Below are 18,099 nucleotides of genomic sequence, written 5' to 3'. Positions count from 1 at the left end.
ATGAGCACGCCCCCTCTCACTCCTCACTGCTCTTCCCTCACTCCTGCCCGGTCATTCTTCGCGGTCGGGGCGCTCGCGTACCGGATGCTTGCTCAGCTTGCGCTGCAGGGTGCGGCGATGCATGCCGAGGCGGCGGGCGGTCTCGGAGATGTTGCCGTCGCATTCGGTGAGCACGCGCTGGATGTGTTCCCACTCCAGACGGCGCAGCGCCAGCGGCTGCTCGGGAGCATCCGGCGGGTCGTTGTCTTCGATATCGTTGTCGCTATCGAGCAAGGCGCGCACGACGGCGTCGGCATCGACCGGCTTGGCCAGGTAGTCGTGGGCGCCACGCTTGATGGCCTCCACCGCCGTGGCGATCGAAGCGTAGCCGGTCAGCAGCAGCACGCGCAGGTCCGGTACCAGCGAGTGCAATTCGGGAATCAGGCGCAGGCCGTTGTCCTCGCCCAGCTTCAGGTCGAGCACGCAGTAGCGCGGCTGATGCCGGCGCGTCAGCATGCGCGCTTCGTCGAAACTGGTGGCGGTTATGACCTCGAAACCACGCGAGCCGAGCGCACGCGCCAGAACGCGCAGAAACGTGGCATCGTCGTCGACCAGCAGGAGCGGGCGTGCGGCGGCGTGGGGCGAATCGGTCATGGCGGGGTTTCCTCGAGCGGGGCAATGCCCATTCTTGCCGGAAGCGCGGGCGCTTGCACGCGGGCAGGATCGAGCGGACTATTTTTCGGCAATCACCGCCAGCGGCAGACGCAGGCGCACTTCCGCGCCGTGTCCGGTATTGCCGGCAATCAGCTCGCCGTTCAGCCGTTCGGCGGTGGCTTCGGCCAGGGCCAGGCCGATGCCCAGCCCGGCCGGCTTCTGCGAATAGCCCAGCAGGGTCAGCTCGCCGGTGGCGTCAAAGCCAGGTCCGTGGTCCTGCACGCTCAGCTGCAGCCAGCCGCCATCGACAGACACCCGCAGCGTCACCGTCCGCGAATGGTTGGCGGCCGACGCATCGACGGCGTTGTTGAGCAGGTTGAGCAGCGCGTGGCGCAGCCCTGGCGGCGTGCGCAGCACGGTTCGGGCGGTGGCATCGTCCAGCTCCAGGGTCAGCTCGGCTTCGGGACGCAACAGCTGGAAGCGTTCCAGGCAGCCGTGAATGAACTGCGCCACGCTGAGCCGTTCCGGCTCTTGCGACAGCTGCGCCTTGCCGAAGGCGACCATTTCCCGAAGGATCGTGCGGCAGCGGTCCACCTGGCCTTCCAGCAATTCCAGGTCTTCAGCCAGCGAAATGTCGCCGGCATGCTCCCGGCGCAGTTCCGGCAGCAGGGTGCGCATGGTCGACAGCGGCGTGTTGAGTTCATGGGCGGCACCGGCGGCCTGGGTGGCGATCGCCAGGATGCCCTCGTCGCGCAGCGCCCGCTCGCGCACGCGCTGCACTTCGAGCTGCTGTGCGCGCAAGGCGTAAGCCAGCCGATTGATGAAGAAGCCCAGCAGCAGCGCACTGATCACGAAGTTCACGCCCATGCCGGCGACGTGCAGCGAGAAGCGGCCGGGGGGGCCGCCGTGCGCGGGCATCGGCAGCGGTACCTGCCAATACAACAGGATCACGTACGCGATGCCGGCCAATGCCGCCACGGCCAGAATCGCACGCGCCGACAATGCCGCCGCGCTGAGTGCGATCGGCACCAGCAGCAGGGTGATGAAAGGGTTGCTGGCACCGCCGGTGAAATAAAGCAGGTAGCCGAGCACCAGCGTGTCGGCGGCAATGTGCCCGACCGTCTCCCACTCGCGCAATGGCCACGGTTGGCGCAAGCGCCAGGCGGCGAACACGGAGAACACCGCGAGCAGGCCGATGCCCAGCAGCAGCGGCAGCAGCGGAATCTCCAGCTGCATCCACCACGCGCACACCAGCACGGCGACGCTCTGCCCCGCGATGGCGCACAGGCGCAGCCAGGCCAACGTGCGAGTCAGCGCGAACGGGCCGATGCGGCTGCTGCTGCGATGGGGCATCGCGGTCATGGGCTGATCAGGAGGCCTGTGGAAACCCGCCGCCGCTGGCGGCGGATCCCCGCGGACTCACGGGTTGTTGAATTCCTCGCTGCGCACGGCGGGCAGCGGAGTGTGGTTGGTCGCAGCATCGGAATGGCTGGCCGACAGCTTGTTCATCAGCGGCAGCATGGCCAGCGCGATCACCACGCAGGCGATGCCGACAAAGCCGAGCTTGTCGAACAGGCTCACGTAGATCGTGAGCGACTCCACCGGATCGGTAATGTTGTCGGGGATGTGCGCATAGTTCGCCACGATGCTGCCGAGGTACTGCGACAGACCCACGGCCACGTAGTACGCACCCATCATGAAGCCGCCCATGCGGGCCGGCACGTAGCGGGCGATCATCGCCAGGCCGAGCCCGCTGACCAGCAGCTCGCCCAGCGAGTACCAGCCATAGCCCCAGATCATCGTCCACGACGACACCTGGCCATTGATGGCGGCGTGCGCGCCGACGCCGTACATGAAGAATCCGATGGCGACCGCGGCGAATCCCAGCGCGAACTTCAACGCGATCGAAGGATCCTTGCCGACCCGGCCAAGCGCGTTGTAGGCGAGCACCAGCACGGGGCTCAGGACGACGATCCAGATCGCGTTGAGGTTCTGGTACTGCTCGGGAATCCAGTTGAACAAGTGGGCGCCGAATACATTGAACGACAGGTCCACGTTGTGTTGTGCGAACAGGTTCAGCGACGTCGCCATCTGCGAGTAGAAGATGAAGAAGAAAATCGTCTGCACCGTCAGCACCAGCGCTGCGATCAAGCCGGCCCGCTCGCTGGGCTGGCTGCTGCGGATCAGATGGGCGAACACCCCCAGAATCACCACGCCGGCGGCGTAGACACAGAATCTCGCCACGGCTTCGCTATGGAGAATGAACGCGACGACGAAGACCATCAGGAAGGCAGCGCCGAAGACCGGCAGGGCGCGACCCAGGTTCATCGGCAGGTCGTCCGCCGGCGAGCCGATGTGCACGAGTGCGCGACGCATGAACACATAATTGACCAGGCCGATGATCAGGCCGATGGAGCAGACGCCGAACGCGGTGTGCCAGCCCAGGGAATCGCCGTACTTCGCCGCGACCACGTCGCGGATCCATGGCGTGAGCGTCATCGAGATCATCGAGCCGATGTTCACCGCCATGTAGTAGATGGTGAACGCACTGTCGATCCGGGTGTCGTCACCCTCGTAGATCTTGCGCACCAGGTTGCCCGCATTGGGCTTGAAGAAGCCGTTGCCGACCACGATCACGCCGAGCGCGAAATAGGTGAGATTGGCGGGGGTCAGCAGCGCCATCAGGCCGCTGCCGCCATCGGTCAGGCCCAGCGTCTCCGGCGGGATCCACAGGATGCCGTAGCCGATCGCCAGCACCGTCGCGCCGATCAGCATGGTGCGCCGCGTGCCCAGCAGCTTGTCGCCAACCCAGCCGCCGATCGCCGGCGTGGCGTAGATCAGCGCCGCGGCCGCGCCCCAGACGAGGTTGGCCTTGGTATCGACGAAGCCGAGCTTCTTCATCAGGAAGGTGACCATCAATACCTGCATGCCGTAGAAGCCGAAGCGCTCCCACATTTCGATCAGGAAGACGGTGCTGAAGGAGCGCGTCTGCGAGACGGGCGGATTCTGGATGGCCATATTTTTTCCGTGCGAGATTTCTAACCGTGACGCGCCGCGGCACTGCCTGCGGTAGGCGAGCCTGAACGGACGACAACCGTCGAAGGGTAACCCATCCGGCACCCGGCAGTAGCTGCACTGCGGCATGGCGACGCGCGTGCGAGCGTCGGCGCCACGTTTTACCCTGCCGTCGCCATCGCCAGGCCGCTTGCCGTGTTGGGGCCTGTGGCATCATGGAATGCTTGCATCCGCCTGTCCGAAGGGAGTTTCGCCAATCATGCCGACCGCCGATCTGTCCCCGTCGAGCCGCCTTGCGGCCACGCCCGTCCCCGCCGCACTGGCGCATTGCGGGTCGCCGTCGCCGGCGGCTGGCTGAGCGGACCGCCGCGATGGCAGCCGAAGGTTTTCGAGGTCCGAAGCAGCTGTGGAATGCTTTCCGGTGGTCGATGTTGGGGTTCCGGGCGGCCTGGCGGCACGAGGCTTCATTCCGGCTGGAGGCGGGCCTGGTGATCGTGCTGGTGCCGCTGGGGCTGTGGCTGGGGCAGGGCGGGCTGGAAAAGTTCGCCTTGATCCTGGCTCCGCTGCTGGTGCTTTCGGCCGAACTGTTCAATTCGGCCATCGAGGCGGTGGTCGACAAGGTCAGCCCCGAGTTCCATGAGCTGGCTGGTCGCGCCAAGGACATGGGCTCGGCGGCGGTGTTCGTATTGCTGGTCATGGTGGCGTTGAGCTGGGGCCTGATCCTGGGGCCGCGCCTGTTCGGCTGAGTCGGGCTTCACTCCGCGGCAACACGATTGCGGCGGCTCGCATGGGATGATGGAATGACTTCCCACCCGAGCGGAGCGAGCCCATGAAACTTCTGCGCAATCTCGTGCTGTTGCTGCTCGCCGCCAGCCTCACCGGCTGCGGTTACAACGCCATCCAGAAGCAGGATGAGGCGGTCAAGGCGGCCTGGTCCGAGGTACTCAACCAGTACCAGCGACGCGCGGATCTTGTGCCCAACCTGGTCAACACGGTCAAGGGTTACGCCCAGCACGAGGAAAAGGTCTTCGTCGAGGTGACCAATGCGCGCGCCAAGGTCGGCAGCCTGCAGGTCAACGCGGACTCGCTCAACGACCCGCAGAAGCTGCAGCAGTTCCAGGCCGCGCAGGGCGAACTGGGCAACGCGCTGTCGCGGCTGATGGTGGTCAGCGAAAACTACCCGCAACTGAAGGCCGACGGCCTGTTCCAGAACCTGCAGGCGCAGCTGGAAGGCACCGAGAACCGGGTCACCGTGGCGCGCAACCGCTATGTGCAGTCGGTGCAGGCATACAACGGGATGATCCGTACTTTTCCAAACAACCTGACCGCGAAGATCTTCGGCTACAAGGTCAAGCCGAACTTCAGCGTGGACAACGAGAAGACGATCTCCACCGCGCCCACCGTCGACTTCGGCGCCGGGGCGCCGGCGCCCGCCGCCTCGTCGCGCTGACCATGTTCCGGCGCCTGCCGCGGCTGTGGCTGATGCTGGCGATGGCCTTGCTGTCGCCGGCCTTGCTGCATGCGGCCGATGCAGTACCGAAGCTGACCCGCCACGTCACCGACCTGACCGGCACGCTCACGGCACAGCAGGTCGACCAGCTGGAGACCCAACTGGTTGCGCTGGAAAAAGCCAAGGGCGCGCAACTCGTCGTGCTGATGGTTGGCAGCACGGCCGGGCAGGACATCGAAAGCTATTCGCTGGCGGTGGCCGAGGCGAACAAGGTCGGCCGCAAGGGTACCGATGACGGCGTGTTGCTGCTGATCGCGAAGGATGACCATCGCGTGCGCATCGAAATCGGTTACGGCCTCGAGGGCGCGATTCCCGATGCGGCCACCGCGCGGATCATCCGCGAATACATCGCGCCAAAGTTCCGGGGCAACGATTATTTCGGCGGCATCAGCGATGCGGTTGGCGCACTGACCCTGCTGATCAATGGCGAACCGTTGCCGCCGCCCGTGCAAGGTTCGCCAGCCGATGAGCGTTCCGGCCCGGGATTGCAGAACAGTCTGGTGATCGGCGTGTTCGCGGCACTGTTCCTGCGCAGCGTGTTTGGCCGCGCCCGACCGTGGTTGCGTGCACCCGTGGGCGCCGCGCTCGTCGGCGGCCTGCTGTGGGTGCTTGTATCGATGGGGGCGGGACTGTTCGGTGCGCTGATCGGTGGTGTGTTGATGCTGTTGCCCGGTGGCGCCGGACGTTCGATCGGCGGCGGTGGCTGGGGTGGCTTCGGTGGCTTCGGTGGCGGCGGCTGGGGTGGCGGTGGCGGAAGCTCGGGCGGCGGCGGTTTCAGCGGCGGCGGTGGCAGTTTCGGTGGCGGCGGTTCGTCGGGGAGTTGGTGATGAAGCGCACGCGGCGATTGCTGGCGAATCTGTTTGGTGGCTGGTTCCAGTTGTCCCGGCGCTTTCCTGCAGCGTTGCTGGACGACATCGCTGCGGCGGTGGCCGCTGGCGAGCGCATCCATCGGGGCGAGATCTGCTTCGCGATCGAATCGCGGCTGTCGCCGCTGGAGGTGCTCGATGGGCTCGACGCTACCGCACGCGCGCAGCAGGTGTTCGGCCAGCTGCGGGTATGGGATACGGAGTGCAACAGCGGCGTGCTGTTCTATGTGTTGATGGCGGAGCGGCGCATCGAGATCGTCGCCGACCGCGGCATTGCCGCGAAAGTGGCGGCAGGCGAATGGGATGCGATCTGTGCACACATGCGCCAATGCTATGCCCGCGGGGAATGGCGTGCCGGCAGCCTTGCCGGCGTGGCTGCCGCGAACGAGCTGTTGCGGCGACATTTTCCCGATGGTGGTTCACCCCGGCACGACGAGCTGCGCGATCGCCCCATTCTGCTCTGAATGGCGCGCCTGTTGCGGATGGCACCCGGCGCCGGGCCATGCAAGATGGAACGAAACGGCCGCCGCGAGGGTGGCCGTTTCGTTCACGCCGGTGAGCGCGGCTTACGCGCCTTTGCCGATGTGCTTTTCCAGGAACGCCTGCAACAAGTTATAGAACTCGATGTTGTTCTTCTCGTCGTAGAAGCCATGGCCCTCACCCGGCTTGCTCAGCCACTCGTAGGGCTTGTGCGCGGCATCGAGTGCCGCACGCATGGCTTTGGCCTGGGCGAACGGTGCGCGCTTGTCGTCTTCGCCATGGACCAACAACACGGGCACGCCGATCTTGTCGGCCAGCTTGTCCGGTGAATTGGCGGCGAGGTCGGCGTCGTTCTTGCCGATGACCGTATTCAGATAGCTGCGGCCGGACTTGTTCTCCTGGATGTCGCCCTTCTTGTACATCATGGCCAGGTCGTAGATGCCGGCATAGCCGACCGCGCACTTGAACATGCCCGGCGCACGGATCGTGGTCATCATCGCCGAGTAGCCGCCGAAGCTGCCGCCATAGACGCAGACGCGCTGCGGGTCGGCATACTTCTCCGCGATGGCCCACTTCACGCCATCGATCAGATCCTGCTGGATGCGGGTGCCCCATTTCAGGTAGCCGGCTTCCTTGAAGTCCTCGCCGCGACCGCTGGATCCGCGGTAGTTCACCTGCAGCACGAGATAGCCGCGGCTGGCGAGGAACTGGGCGTCGTTGTCGTAGGACCAGTCGTCCTGTATGCCGATCGGGCCACCGTGCGGCAGCAGGATCATGGGCAGGTTGGTCGGGCTGGCGCCGTTCGGAATCGTCAGGATCGCCTCCAGCTCCATGCCGTCGCTGGCCTTGAAGCGCAGCGGACGACGCTCGGCCATCCTGGCCGGATCGATCCACGGCGCCGTGGCGAACAGCTTGAACACTTTGTAGTTGTGCGTATCGATCAGGTAGTAGGTGCCCGGATCGCGGTCACTGCTGACCTCGAACAGCACCTTGCCGCCATCCTCGCTGAAGTCGATGAAGCGGACGTAGTTGCCGGGAAATTTCAGGCTCAACGCGCGATGCAGTTTCGCCATGGGCAGGTTCGGATCGAGGTAACTGACCTGGGGCACGCCGGTTGCCGGCGCCGTGGCGAACGGCTGATACGGCAAGGCTGTCCATTGGATGTCGCCGATGCTGCTGAAGCTGTCGCTGGCGAGCACCTTGCGGTTGCCACCGTCCTCGTCCTGTTCCACCAGCGCAGTGGGTCCACCATCAGCGTTGTACTCAGCGTAGATGCCTTGTTTGTCCGGGGTGAAAAAGATCGGTGTGAAGCTTCCGCCAACCTGGGCTGGCGTCATCTTGGCCCAGCCGGCTGCCTGTTGGTTGTAGACCACGTAGTCGTAGTTGTCGTTGCGGCCGTAGGCAAAGTGGGCCTTGCCATCGGCGCCGACCATGAAGCTCATGCCGCCGACGTTGATCTGGCCGATCAGATGACGGGTGTTCTTGCCCGCGTCAACGTCGTACAGCGTGCTGGTATCGTTGTTCTCCCAACTCTGTGTGCCCATGTAGAAATGGCCATTGGTGGGCAGCGGCTTGCTCTCGACGAAGCCCCAGCCGCGGTCGGTGCCTCGCGTTGCGGCGCGCGTGCCGTACCTCAGGCTGTCGCGGCCGTAGAGATAGTCCTGGTTCTTGCCGTCCAGATCGGTGGCGATGACTTCACCGGTCAGGAAAGGCTTGTCGATCGAGCCGTACACCTTGCCCTTGTCCACTACCAGCCGGGTATTGCTGACCCAGGTGATATCGGCGGCAATCTCGTACTTCGGCAGGCGCAACATGCTCACCGGCTGCTTCATCTCGTCCACTTTGTAGACGGCCAGCATGTGCGAATCGCCGCCGGGATCATTCATGTTCACGGCGAGGTACTGCCCATTCGGCGAGAGCCGCGGCATCGTCAACAGCGGATGGCGTGCGAAATTTTCCACCGGAACCAGATCGGCCGCTGCCGCAGCGGCAGGCAACAACAGGCAGGCAGCGGACAGCGCGGTCCGTGCAATACGGTAGGACATCGGACTTCCCCCTGACACGCTCCGTGTGATGAGCCAGCCTCGCCTGGAGCGCACGACGGGCTGACTGGATGCGGATATCGCTGGCGGTGACGACGGCTGCCTGGTCCCGTCCCCCGGTGCAGGCAGCGTCAACGGTGATTCTAGCGCCGGCAAAGACGCCATCGAAAGGGCTGCTGACGCCATGCATTCCCGGCCCGCTACACTTGCACTTTGCCAGCCCAGCCTTGTCCTCATGTCCCAGCCCTTCGTTGTCGATATCAACCCCGTCGCGTTCCACCTCGGCCCGGTCCAGGTGCACTGGTACGGACTGATGTACCTGCTCGGTTTTTTCTTCGTCGCCGTGCTGGGCGAGTACCGGCGGCGACGTGGACGCCTGCCGGTCAGTCGCGATGCGCTGGGCGATCTGCTGTTCTACGGCATGCTGGGCGTGATCGCCGGCGGACGGATCTGGTACATGCTGTTCTATGCCGACATCGACTGGATCTGGACCGCACCGCAGACATTGTTCAAGGTGTGGGACGGCGGCATGAGCTTCCACGGCGGCCTGCTCGGCGTGCTGGCCGCCGGCTGGTGGTGGTCGCGCAGGCAGAAGCTGCATTTCTTCGACACCATCGACTTCGTGGCGCCGCTGGTGCCGCTTGGGTTGGGCCTGGGCCGGCTCGGCAATTTCATCAACGGCGAGCTGTGGGGCAAGCCCAGCGATGTGGCATGGGCGATGATCTTTCCGCAGGCGCCGGATCGACTGCCGCGGCATCCCTCGCAGTTGTACGAGATGCTGCTGGAGGGCGTGGTGATGTTCGTGGTGCTGTGGCTGGTGTCGATGAAACCGCGCCCGCGCTACCTGGTGTCCGGCCTGTTCGCGCTGCTGTATGGCTGCTTCCGCTTCGCGGTGGAATTCGTGCGCGTGCCCGATGCGCAACTCGGCTACCTGTTCGGTACGCAGTGGGTGACGATGGGACAGATGCAGTCGTTGCCGCTGATCGCGGTCGGGCTGGTGTTGATCGCGTTGTCGCGGCGGGCGCCCACGCTGCCGCCCGCACCCGTTGCCGCGAAGGCCTGAAGCATGCGCGCCTATCTCGATCTGCTCCGCCATGTACTCGATCACGGTACCGAAAAGACCGACCGTACCGGCACCGGCACGCGCAGCGTGTTCGGCTGGCAGCTGCGCTTCGATCTCGACCGGGGCTTTCCGCTGGTCACCACCAAGAAACTGCATCTGAAATCCATCGTGCACGAGCTGATCTGGTTCCTGCGTGGCGACACCAACATCGCCTACCTGAAAGAACACGGCGTGCGCATCTGGGACGAGTGGGCCGATGCGAATGGCGATCTCGGCCCGGTCTACGGCCGCCAATGGCGTGCGTGGCCGACCGCCGATGGCGGCGTGATCGACCAGATCTCATGGGTGATCGACGAGATCAAGCGCAACCCGGATTCACGCCGCCTGATCGTCAGCGCCTGGAACGTGGGCGAGCTGTCGAAGATGGCCTTGCTGCCGTGCCACAGCCTGTTCCAGTTCTACGTGGCGGATGGCAAGCTGAGCTGTCAGCTGTACCAGCGTTCGGGCGACATCTTCCTCGGCGTGCCGTTCAACATCGCCAGCTATGCGCTGCTCACGCATATGGTGGCGCAGGTATGCGGGTTGGCGGTGGGTGATTTCGTGCACACGCTGGGCGATGCGCACCTGTACAACAACCACGTGGAACAGGCGCGGTTGCAGCTGACCCGCGAACCGCTGCCGCTGCCGCGGCTGAAGCTCAATACCCAGGTGCATTCGATCTTCGATTTCCGCTACGAGGACATCGCGATCGAAGGCTATCAGCCGCACCCGGCGATCAAGGCGGACGTCGCCGTCTAGCAGCTCGGGGTGGCGGTCGCGAACTTGGTCATCCTGTTAAGATTCAGTGCCATCGGTGGCGTCCTTTCCAGGCGAAAGCCACCTTATTGACTCACGCCTTCAAGGACTTGTTATGGCTATTTCGCTGATCGCCGCACTCGACGAAAATTTTGCCATTGGCCGCAAGGGTCAGTTGCCCTGGCATCTTCCGGATGACCTGCGCTGGTTCAAGCAGCTGACCACCGGCAAGAACGTCTTGATGGGCTACAACACCGCCGTGTCGATCGGGCGCGCGCTGCCGGATCGGGTCAACCTGGTGTTGTCACGTCGGCACGAGGCGCCGTTTCCCGGCCAGATCACGGTGCGTTCGGTGGAAGAGGCGCAGGCGCGCACCGACAATACCGGGCTGATGGTGATTGGCGGCGGCATGGTGTTTTCCGAAGCCTTGCCGCGCGCCCGCCGCATGTATCTGACCTGGGTAAGCACCGCGATCGATGGCGCCGATACCTTTTTTCCGGGCGTGCATTTCAGTGACTGGACCGAGGTTTCCCGCGTGCATCACAAGGCCGATGCCGAGCATGCGTATGACTTCGACATGGTCGAATACCTGCGCAACAGCTGATGGTGGCAGCGGTCGCGCCCAGGCCGGTCATGCATGTGATGGCTGCGGTGATGCATGATGCCGAGGGCCGCGTGCTGCTCGCGCAGCGGCCTGCCGGCAAGCATCTGGCCGGCATGTGGGAGTTTCCAGGCGGCAAGCTCGAACGCGACGAGGCGCCGCTGGCGGGGCTGGCGCGCGAGCTGCGCGAAGAGCTCGGCGTCGACCTGCAACGTGCCGAACCGCTGATCCGCGTGCCATGCCGCTACGTCGACCGCGAACTGCTGCTGGACACGTGGCACACCGACCAATGGCGAGGCGTGCCGCAATCGCTGGAAGGGCAGGCATTGCAGTGGCTGGCGCCGGCGCAGATCGATCCGTCGATCCTCACGCCCGCCGACCGGGCGATTCTGCAGGCATGGCGGCTACCCCATCGCTATTCGATCACGCCGCCCGAGGTGAGGCCGGAACAGTGCGGCGCCTGGTTCGAGCACATCGGTCAGGCGATCAAGCGTGGTGAGCGGCTGATCCAGTTGCGGTTGCCGCTGTGGCCGCGCGAGCAGGTGCGCGTACTGGCGGCGGCGCTGCTGCCGCTGGCCCGGCGGCACGGTGCCGGGTTGCTGCTTCATGGCGATATCGAGGGTGCGCTTGGGTTGGGGATCGGCGTGCAACTGAAGAGCGCGCAGCTGGCGACCCTGTCCGCGCGGCCGTTACCGCTATCGCAACCGGTTGGCGCAAGTTGCCACGAGGCGGCGCACCTGGCGCAGGCGCAGGCCATCGCCGCGGATTTCGCCACACTGTCGCCGATAGCGGCCACGCGCGACCTGCCACAACGTCTGCCGCTGGGCTGGCAGCGTTTCCATAGCTGGGCCGAATCCGCCGCGCTGCCGGTCTACGCGCTGGGCGGCACGGCGCCCTCGCACATCGCTCAGGCCCGCCAATGCAGCGGGCAGGGCGTCGCCGGCATGCGAGAGTTCTGGCTCCTCTAACAACCGCTCCCGTCGATCAGCAGCGGTTGGCCAGCGTCAGATAGCGTTGATGCAGTTCGGCGACGGCGTCGTCCAGGGCGGATTCGTCGCCGCTGTTCTCGATGACGTCATCAGCCAGCGCGAGCCGTTCGGCGCGGCTGGCCTGATGGGCGAGCATGCGGCGGGCGAGGGCTTCGTCGATGCCGTCGCGTGCGATGAGGCGGGTGATCTGCACCGATTCGGGTACATCGACCAGCAGCACGCGGTCGAGCCAGCGGTAATGCTCGATGTTCTCCGCCAGCAGGGGAATCGCCAGCAGGCAATACGGAGCCTGCTCGGCCAACGCGCGTTCGCGCAGCCAATGGCGCACGCGCGGATGAATGATCGCCTCCAGCCTGCCGCGGGCCGCAGCATCGGCAAAGATGCGTTGACGCATGGCCGGCCGATCGAGCCGTCCCGAGGCATCGAGCACGCCGCTGCCGAACGCGGCGACCAGTTCCTGCAACCCGGGCGTGCCGGGCTCGATCACCTCGCGCGCCGCCACGTCGGCGTCGTGCACGTGCACGCCCAGCGCCTCGAAGCGCCGTGCCACCGCCGTCTTGCCAGCCGCGATGCCGCCGGTCAACGCGATGGTCAAAGCGTGGGTGCGTGCGCTCATTGCAGGCCGGTCAGTTGCATGTAGCCCTGCAGCAGGCCGTGTCCGGCCACGAACCAGACCCAGCCGGCGGCGGCGATGAAGGGGCCGAACGGCATCGGAATCTCGCGTTCGTGCTTGCGCAGCGCGATCAGGGTGCCGCCGACCAGCGCTCCGATCAGCGAGGACAGCAGAATCGTCGGCAGCAGCGACACCGGTCCCATCCACGCGCCCAGCGCGGCCAGCAATTTGAAGTCGCCATGGCCCATGCCTTCCTTGCCGGTGAGCAACTTGAATGCCCAGTACACGCTCCACAAACTCAGGTAGCCGATGGCCGAGCCCACGATCGCCGCTGGCGCGGTCACGAACATGGGCAGCAAGGCCAGCAGCAGGCCCAGCCACAACAATGGAAAGGTCAGCTGATCGGGCAGCAGCTGGGTGCGCAAGTCGATACCCGACAGCGCGATCAGCATCCAGGTCAGCGCCAGTCCCGCCAACGCCGCCCACGATGGTCCGAACTTCCATACGATCACCGCACTCAGCACGCCGCTGAGCAGTTCGACCAGCGGGTACTGGACCGAGATCTTCGCCTGGCAGTAACGGCAGCGTCCCCGCAGCAGCAGCCAGCCGAACAAGGGAATATTGTCGGCGGCCGATAACGGATGCTTGCAGTGCGGACAGTGCGATGGCTCGCGCACGATGCCCGGCGGCAACGGCGTCACATCGGCCTCAAGCTCCAGCACCTCGCGCGCTTCCTGCCGCCAGCCCGCCGCCATGCGTTCGGGCAGCCGCAGGATCACCACGTTGAGAAAGCTGCCCACCAGCAGCCCGAGCACACCGGCCAGGGCGATCCACAGGGCGAAAGGAAGTTCGGGCATGCGTCAGCCTTGTGTCGTGGGCCCCGCGATAGAGGGGAGGGCGGTAGGGTACGGCGCTTTGTACAGCAGCGCACCCCGGATCAAGTCCTGGCAGGTTCCATGCGCGATGCTCCGATGTTGATTGCCGCGAGAAGCATCGCGCACAGGTGTGCCCCTGCAACAGGAACGGCGGGCAATGCCCGCCGTTCCTGTGTCGCCCCTGGAAAAATCAGAACGTGCCAGCGAGCTTGAAGATGGGCAGGTACAGGGCGATCACCATGCCGCCGACCAGGGTGCCGAGCACCACCATGATGATGGGTTCCAGCAGCGTGGACAGGGTATCGACGGCGTTGCTGACCTCTTCCTCGTAGAACTCGGCGACCTTGAACAGCATGTTGTCCAGCGCGCCGGATTCCTCGCCGATCGCGGTCATCTGCACCACCATGTTGGGGAACAGGCCGGTCTGCTTCATCGCCAATTGCAGCTGATGGCCGACCGAGATGTCGTCGCGCATCTGCTTGACGGCATCGCCATACACCACGCTGCCGGTGGCGCCGGCCACCGCATCCAGCGCCTCGACCAGGGGCACACCGGCGCGGAACGTCACGCCCAGCGTGCGGGCAAAGCGGGCGATCGCGGAATTGCGCACGATGTTGCCCATCACCGGCATCTTCAGCGCCATGCGGTCGAGGAAGTGGGCGAATTTCAGCGAACGCTTCTTGGCGATGACGAGTGCGGCGATACTGCCGCCAATCACCCCGATCACCACCCACCAGTAGCTCTGCATGAACTCCGAAGCGGTCACCAGCAACTGGGTCGGCGCGGGCAGCTGCGCACCGGCGTCCTGGAAGGTCTTGGCGAACACCGGCACCACGAACAGCAGCATGATCAGGCAGACCAGGAACACCACGGCCAGCACCATCATCGGGTAGAACAGCGCCTTCTTGATCTTCTTCTTGATCGCCTCCGTGCGCTCCTTGTAGGTCGCCACGGTATCCAGCACGGTGTCCAGCACGCCGGACGTCTCGCCGGCATGCACCAGGTTGCAGTACAGCTCGTCGAACTGCACCGGGTAGCGGGCCAGCGCCTCGTGCAGCGCCGCGCCGCCTTCGATGTTCTGTTTCACGTCCAGCAGGATGTTCTTGAAACGGACGTTCTTCTGGCCGTCCGCGATGATGTCGAACGACTGCACCATCGGCACGCCGGAAGCCATCATGGTGGCGATCTGGCGGCTGAATACGGCCACGTCACCGGGCTTGACCGTGCTGCCGGTGGCGCCGAACAGTGGCTTGGAGCGTTCCCGCACGGTTTGCGGGTTCATGCCCTGGCGGCGCAACTCCGCCTTGACCAGCGAGGCGTTCTTCGACGCCATGTCGCCTTTCATGCGCTTGCCGCGCTTGTCCAGGGCGACCCACTCGTAGGTGGTCATGCGGGTGACTTCGGCGCGCTGTGCACCCAGCGCGCGCGCCTTGTTTGCGTTTGTGGTTGCGGTAGCCGTGGCCATGCGCATCTTCCCCCAGTGGTTCAGTGCCGAAGCCGTCCAAGTGGGCGACTGACAAGGTATTTGTACAGCTTATGTCACTTCCGAGGCACCAAACCGTGGCGCCGGACTCAAGTTCAGTGCTGCGGACATCCCATATCCATGGCTCATTCCTTGGTCACGCGGTCGATCTCGGTCAGGCTGGTCAAGCCCTGCTTGACCTTGAGCAGGGCCGATGCGCGCAGGTCGTTCACCCCGGCGGCCTTGGCCACCTCGCTGATCTGCAGCGCATTGCCGCCCTGCAGGATGATTTTCTGGATGTCCTCCAGCATCGGCATCACCTGGTAGATGCCCACGCGACCCTTGTAGCCCTCATTGCAGCCGTCGCAGCCACCCGCTTCGTAGATGGTCAGCCCGGCGTCGATGTCGGCCTGGCTGAAGCCGGCGGCGAGCAGCACCTGCGGCGGCAGGTTCTGCGGCTTCTTGCACTCATGCAGGCGCCGCGCCAGGCGCTGGGCGATGATCAGGGTGACCGACGAAGTGATGTTGTACGGCGCGATGCCCATGTTCATCAGGCGCGCAATGGTCTGCGCGGCATCGTTGGTGTGCAGGGTGGACAGCACCATGTGGCCGGTCTGCGCGGCCTTGATCGCGATTTCGGCGGTTTCCAGGTCGCGGATCTCGCCGACCATGATCACGTCCGGATCCTGGCGCAGGAACGAACGCAGCGCGCTGGCGAAGGTCATGCCGCGCTTCACGTTCTGCTGCACCTGGTTGATGCCCTCGACGCGGATTTCCACCGGGTCCTCCACCGTCGAGATGTTGCGCTCGGCGGTGTTCAGGATGTTCAGGCCGGTGTACAGCGACACCGTCTTGCCCGAGCCGGTGGGGCCGGTGACCAGCACCATGCCGTAGGGTTTCTGGATGGCATCGAGATAGAGCTTCTGCTGCTCCGGCTCGTAGCCGAGCTTCTCGATGCCGATCTTGGCCGACGAACCGTCCAGGATACGCAGCACGATCTTCTCGCCGAACAGCGTCGGCAGCGTGCTCACGCGAAAGTCGATCGCACGGGTCTTGGACAGGTTGAGCTTGATGCGGCCGTCCTGCGGCACCCGCTTCTCGGCGATATCCAGCTGCGCCATGACCTTGATGCGCGAGGAGATGCGGTTGGCCATCTTCATCGGCGGACTGGCTACAGCCTTGAGCATGCCGTCCATGCGCAGACGGACGCGGTACTGGGTTTCGAAGGGCTCGAAATGGATGTCCGAAGCGCCGCGACGGATCGCGTCGACCAGGATCTTGTTGACGAACTTCACCACCGGGGCGTCGTCCTGGGCATTCGCGTCGATGCCCGTGCTCTCGGCCTCGTCGTCGCCGACCTCCAGCTCCAGCCCGTCCAGCTCGCCGCCACCCATGTCGGGCATGGTGTCGCGCATGCTGTTGAGCAGGCCCTCGATCACCCGCTGCAGCGAACTGCGTTCGACCAGGATCGGTTCGACCATGCAATTGGAGTGGAACTTGATCTCGTCCAACGCGTGCGATTGCATGGGATCGGCAATCCCCACGAACAGCCGCTTGCCGCGACGGAACAGCGGCAAGGCCTGATGCTTGTTGATCAAGGCCTCGCTGATCAGGTCAAGCGGCATGGTCGCGGGGTTCAACGCAGCCACATCCATCATCGGCATGCCGAACTCGGCGGAGGCGATCTGCGTCAGCTTGCCGCCGTCGACCAGGTTGTGGTCGAGCAGCCAGGCACCCAGCGAGGCCTTGTGCTGCCCACTGTCCGCCATGGCCTTGCGTACATCCGCCTCCGGCAGCAAGCCCTCGGACACCAGCCGGCGGGCCATGCCGGACAAACCTGCGAGCGACGGTTGCAATTGAGATGACATAACCCGATTCGACCTTTCCCCTGTATGTGGTTGAATCTACCGCAGTCCGGGGCGCAGGTCATCCATTCCCTGCAACATGGAGGCAGCCGGGGCCAGGGGGTGACGAGCTGTGCTCGCCCGTGCGCCGTCGACTCCCTACTCGCAGAGACATCGCATTCCTCCTCCCCCCAATTTCCCGAGGCTGGCCCCGGATGCTTGCAGAGGACAGCCTTTCCATCTCCATCTGCTTGCAGAGGGCGGTGGGGAGGGGCAGCACCCCGGGTCTTCCCGAGAAGCGGCCTCACCCAACCCGCTCTTGCGCGCAGGGCAGGGCGCAAAGCGGGACGCAGCACCCCAAAAAGCCAGGTCCATCCCCAACCCTCCCCAACCTTCACGCTATGATCCCCCTTCACCCGGGGAGCCCACCTGTTGAATCGCCTGAGCATCATCCTGCCCGCCAAGAACGAGGCGCCCGCGCTGGCCGCTCTGCTACCGGTCCTGCGCGCTGCCCAACCCGAGGCCGAGATCATCGTCGTCGACGACGGCTCCACCGACGACACCCGCAGCATCTGCAAAACCTGCGGCGTCGAATGCCTGTCTTCCCCCTATTCGATGGGCAACGGCGCGGCGATCAAACGCGGCGCGCGCGCCGCCACCGGCGACATCCTTGTTTTCATGGACGGCGATGGTCAGCACGATGCGGCCGACGTCGCCCGGCTGCTCGATCAATTGAACCGTGGCTACGACATGGTCGTCGGCGCCCGCGACTGGGGCAGCCAGGCCGGTGTCGGCCGCGGCCTTGCCAACACCTTGTACAACTGGCTGGCCACCCGCATGACCGGCCACCCGGTACTCGACCTCACCTCCGGCTTCCGCGCCGTGCGCGCAGACAAGTTCCGCGAATTCCTGCACCTGCTGCCGAACGGCTTCAGCTACCCGACCACCAGCACCATGGCGTTCTTCCGCAGCGCGTATCCGGTTGCTTACGTGCCCATCAAAGCTGCCCAGCGCGTCGGCAAGAGCCATATCAAACCGTTGCGAGATGGCGTGCGCTTCCTGCTGATCATCTTCAAGATCGCCACGTTGTATTCGCCGTTGAAGCTGTTTGCGCCGGCCAGTGTGGTGTTCTTTCTGCTCGGCTGTGCCAACTACGCATGGACTTTCATGCACGAAGGCAGGCTCACCAACATGAGCACGCTGTTGTGGAGTGCTGCAGTGATCGTGTTCTTGATAGGATTGGTGTCTGAGCAGATCACGGCGCTGACCTATAGGCGGGATCAATGAATTTGGATAACCACTGGTTCGCCT

The 18,099-nt window shown here is 64.9% G+C and carries 17 protein-coding genes; 9 read left to right on the top strand and 8 right to left on the bottom strand.

Features of this window, described 5'->3' with window-relative positions; genetic code table 11:
- Positions 1 to 51: 51 nt before the first annotated feature.
- The 3 genes from ACFPME_RS16215 to ACFPME_RS16205 form a co-directional block, all read right to left on the bottom strand.
- Entirely contained in the window at positions 52 to 633 is a 582-nt protein-coding gene (locus tag ACFPME_RS16215; RefSeq protein ID WP_377306709.1) for a response regulator transcription factor, read from the bottom strand.
- A 78-nt stretch (positions 634 to 711) separates the two neighbouring features.
- Entirely contained in the window at positions 712 to 1,986 is a 1,275-nt protein-coding gene (locus ACFPME_RS16210) for an ATP-binding protein (protein ID WP_377306800.1), read from the bottom strand.
- A 66-nt stretch (positions 1,987 to 2,052) separates the two neighbouring features.
- Positions 2,053 to 3,651: a peptide MFS transporter gene (locus ACFPME_RS16205; protein ID WP_377306708.1), complete on the bottom strand. Its 1,599-nt coding sequence runs from the start codon at positions 3,649 to 3,651 to the stop codon at positions 2,053 to 2,055.
- A gap of 368 nt (positions 3,652 to 4,019) precedes the next feature.
- On the opposite strand from ACFPME_RS16205, the gene ACFPME_RS16200 reads away from it, so the two are divergent.
- The 4 genes from ACFPME_RS16200 (at position 4,020) to ACFPME_RS16185 (ending at position 6,488) form a co-directional block, all read left to right on the top strand.
- Positions 4,020 to 4,394 (top strand): diacylglycerol kinase, encoded by a 375-nt coding sequence (locus tag ACFPME_RS16200; protein ID WP_377306707.1) that lies wholly within the window; start codon positions 4,020 to 4,022, stop codon positions 4,392 to 4,394.
- 83 nt (positions 4,395 to 4,477) lie between these two features.
- The gene (locus ACFPME_RS16195) at positions 4,478 to 5,098 is read left to right on the top strand and encodes a LemA family protein (RefSeq protein WP_377306706.1); all 621 of its coding nucleotides are present in this window, start codon (positions 4,478 to 4,480) and stop codon (positions 5,096 to 5,098) included.
- A 2-nt stretch (positions 5,099 to 5,100) separates the two neighbouring features.
- Positions 5,101 to 5,985, top strand: coding sequence for a TPM domain-containing protein (locus tag ACFPME_RS16190; RefSeq protein WP_377306705.1), 885 nt, complete (start codon positions 5,101 to 5,103; stop codon positions 5,983 to 5,985).
- Positions 5,985 to 6,488: a TPM domain-containing protein gene (locus ACFPME_RS16185; protein ID WP_377306703.1), complete on the top strand. Its 504-nt coding sequence runs from the start codon at positions 5,985 to 5,987 to the stop codon at positions 6,486 to 6,488. The genes ACFPME_RS16190 and ACFPME_RS16185 overlap by 1 nt, the downstream gene beginning before the upstream one ends.
- A gap of 102 nt (positions 6,489 to 6,590) precedes the next feature.
- On the opposite strand, the gene ACFPME_RS16180 is transcribed toward ACFPME_RS16185, so the two are convergent.
- Complete coding sequence (locus ACFPME_RS16180) at positions 6,591 to 8,549, bottom strand: alpha/beta hydrolase family protein (RefSeq protein WP_377306702.1); 1,959 nt, start codon at positions 8,547 to 8,549, stop codon at positions 6,591 to 6,593.
- Positions 8,550 to 8,781: 232 nt separating this feature from the next.
- Here ACFPME_RS16180 and lgt point away from each other — a divergent pair, with 232 nt between their 5' ends.
- From lgt to ACFPME_RS16160, 4 genes are all read left to right on the top strand, one after another.
- A complete protein-coding gene (lgt, locus tag ACFPME_RS16175; RefSeq protein WP_377306701.1) occupies positions 8,782 to 9,609 on the top strand; it encodes a prolipoprotein diacylglyceryl transferase in 828 nt (275 codons plus the stop codon).
- A gap of 3 nt (positions 9,610 to 9,612) precedes the next feature.
- Complete coding sequence (locus ACFPME_RS16170) at positions 9,613 to 10,407, top strand: thymidylate synthase (protein ID WP_377306699.1); 795 nt, start codon at positions 9,613 to 9,615, stop codon at positions 10,405 to 10,407.
- A 112-nt stretch (positions 10,408 to 10,519) separates the two neighbouring features.
- Positions 10,520 to 11,008 (top strand): dihydrofolate reductase, encoded by a 489-nt coding sequence (locus tag ACFPME_RS16165; RefSeq protein ID WP_377306698.1) that lies wholly within the window; start codon positions 10,520 to 10,522, stop codon positions 11,006 to 11,008.
- On the top strand, positions 11,008 to 11,973 hold the full coding sequence (locus ACFPME_RS16160; protein WP_377306696.1) for a Nudix family hydrolase: 966 nt from the start codon (positions 11,008 to 11,010) through the stop codon (positions 11,971 to 11,973). The genes ACFPME_RS16165 and ACFPME_RS16160 overlap by 1 nt, the downstream gene beginning before the upstream one ends.
- Before the next feature lie 16 nt (positions 11,974 to 11,989).
- Here the strand turns inward: ACFPME_RS16160 and coaE are convergent, their stop codons facing one another.
- The 4 genes from coaE to pilB form a co-directional block, all read right to left on the bottom strand.
- On the bottom strand, positions 11,990 to 12,610 hold the full coding sequence (coaE, locus tag ACFPME_RS16155) for a dephospho-CoA kinase (RefSeq protein ID WP_377306695.1): 621 nt from the start codon (positions 12,608 to 12,610) through the stop codon (positions 11,990 to 11,992).
- On the bottom strand, positions 12,607 to 13,464 hold the full coding sequence (locus tag ACFPME_RS16150; RefSeq protein ID WP_377306694.1) for a prepilin peptidase: 858 nt from the start codon (positions 13,462 to 13,464) through the stop codon (positions 12,607 to 12,609). The genes coaE and ACFPME_RS16150 overlap by 4 nt, the downstream gene beginning before the upstream one ends.
- Positions 13,465 to 13,672: 208 nt before the next feature.
- Positions 13,673 to 14,947 (bottom strand): type II secretion system F family protein, encoded by a 1,275-nt coding sequence (locus tag ACFPME_RS16145; RefSeq protein WP_377306693.1) that lies wholly within the window; start codon positions 14,945 to 14,947, stop codon positions 13,673 to 13,675.
- A 143-nt stretch (positions 14,948 to 15,090) separates the two neighbouring features.
- On the bottom strand, positions 15,091 to 16,812 hold the full coding sequence (gene pilB / locus ACFPME_RS16140) for a type IV-A pilus assembly ATPase PilB (RefSeq protein ID WP_377306692.1): 1,722 nt from the start codon (positions 16,810 to 16,812) through the stop codon (positions 15,091 to 15,093).
- Between the two features lie 408 nt (positions 16,813 to 17,220).
- On the opposite strand from pilB, the gene ACFPME_RS16135 reads away from it, so the two are divergent.
- The gene (locus ACFPME_RS16135) at positions 17,221 to 18,075 is read left to right on the top strand and encodes a glycosyltransferase family 2 protein (protein WP_377306691.1); all 855 of its coding nucleotides are present in this window, start codon (positions 17,221 to 17,223) and stop codon (positions 18,073 to 18,075) included.
- Positions 18,076 to 18,099 lie beyond the last annotated feature (24 nt).

This window comes from Rhodanobacter umsongensis (assembly GCF_042654965.1).
Classification (GTDB): Bacteria; Pseudomonadota; Gammaproteobacteria; order Xanthomonadales; family Rhodanobacteraceae; genus Rhodanobacter; species Rhodanobacter umsongensis.
Note: the sequence above shows the minus strand (reverse complement) of the source record. Positions and strands in the feature narration are given on the sequence as shown.

Coding starts and splice junctions, on each gene's coding strand:
- ACFPME_RS16215 (WP_377306709.1), bottom strand. CDS start 633: ATGACCGATTCGCCCCACGCCGCCGCACGCCCGCTCCTGCTGGTCGAC.
- ACFPME_RS16210 (WP_377306800.1), bottom strand. CDS start 1,986: ATGCCCCATCGCAGCAGCAGCCGCATCGGCCCGTTCGCGCTGACTCGC.
- ACFPME_RS16205 (WP_377306708.1), bottom strand. CDS start 3,651: ATGGCCATCCAGAATCCGCCCGTCTCGCAGACGCGCTCCTTCAGCACC.
- ACFPME_RS16200 (WP_377306707.1), top strand. CDS start 4,020: ATGGCAGCCGAAGGTTTTCGAGGTCCGAAGCAGCTGTGGAATGCTTTC.
- ACFPME_RS16195 (WP_377306706.1), top strand. CDS start 4,478: ATGAAACTTCTGCGCAATCTCGTGCTGTTGCTGCTCGCCGCCAGCCTC.
- ACFPME_RS16190 (WP_377306705.1), top strand. CDS start 5,101: ATGTTCCGGCGCCTGCCGCGGCTGTGGCTGATGCTGGCGATGGCCTTG.
- ACFPME_RS16185 (WP_377306703.1), top strand. CDS start 5,985: ATGAAGCGCACGCGGCGATTGCTGGCGAATCTGTTTGGTGGCTGGTTC.
- ACFPME_RS16180 (WP_377306702.1), bottom strand. CDS start 8,549: ATGTCCTACCGTATTGCACGGACCGCGCTGTCCGCTGCCTGCCTGTTG.
- lgt (WP_377306701.1), top strand. CDS start 8,782: ATGTCCCAGCCCTTCGTTGTCGATATCAACCCCGTCGCGTTCCACCTC.
- ACFPME_RS16170 (WP_377306699.1), top strand. CDS start 9,613: ATGCGCGCCTATCTCGATCTGCTCCGCCATGTACTCGATCACGGTACC.
- ACFPME_RS16165 (WP_377306698.1), top strand. CDS start 10,520: ATGGCTATTTCGCTGATCGCCGCACTCGACGAAAATTTTGCCATTGGC.
- ACFPME_RS16160 (WP_377306696.1), top strand. CDS start 11,008: ATGGTGGCAGCGGTCGCGCCCAGGCCGGTCATGCATGTGATGGCTGCG.
- coaE (WP_377306695.1), bottom strand. CDS start 12,610: ATGAGCGCACGCACCCACGCTTTGACCATCGCGTTGACCGGCGGCATC.
- ACFPME_RS16150 (WP_377306694.1), bottom strand. CDS start 13,464: ATGCCCGAACTTCCTTTCGCCCTGTGGATCGCCCTGGCCGGTGTGCTC.
- ACFPME_RS16145 (WP_377306693.1), bottom strand. CDS start 14,947: ATGGCCACGGCTACCGCAACCACAAACGCAAACAAGGCGCGCGCGCTG.
- pilB (WP_377306692.1), bottom strand. CDS start 16,812: ATGTCATCTCAATTGCAACCGTCGCTCGCAGGTTTGTCCGGCATGGCC.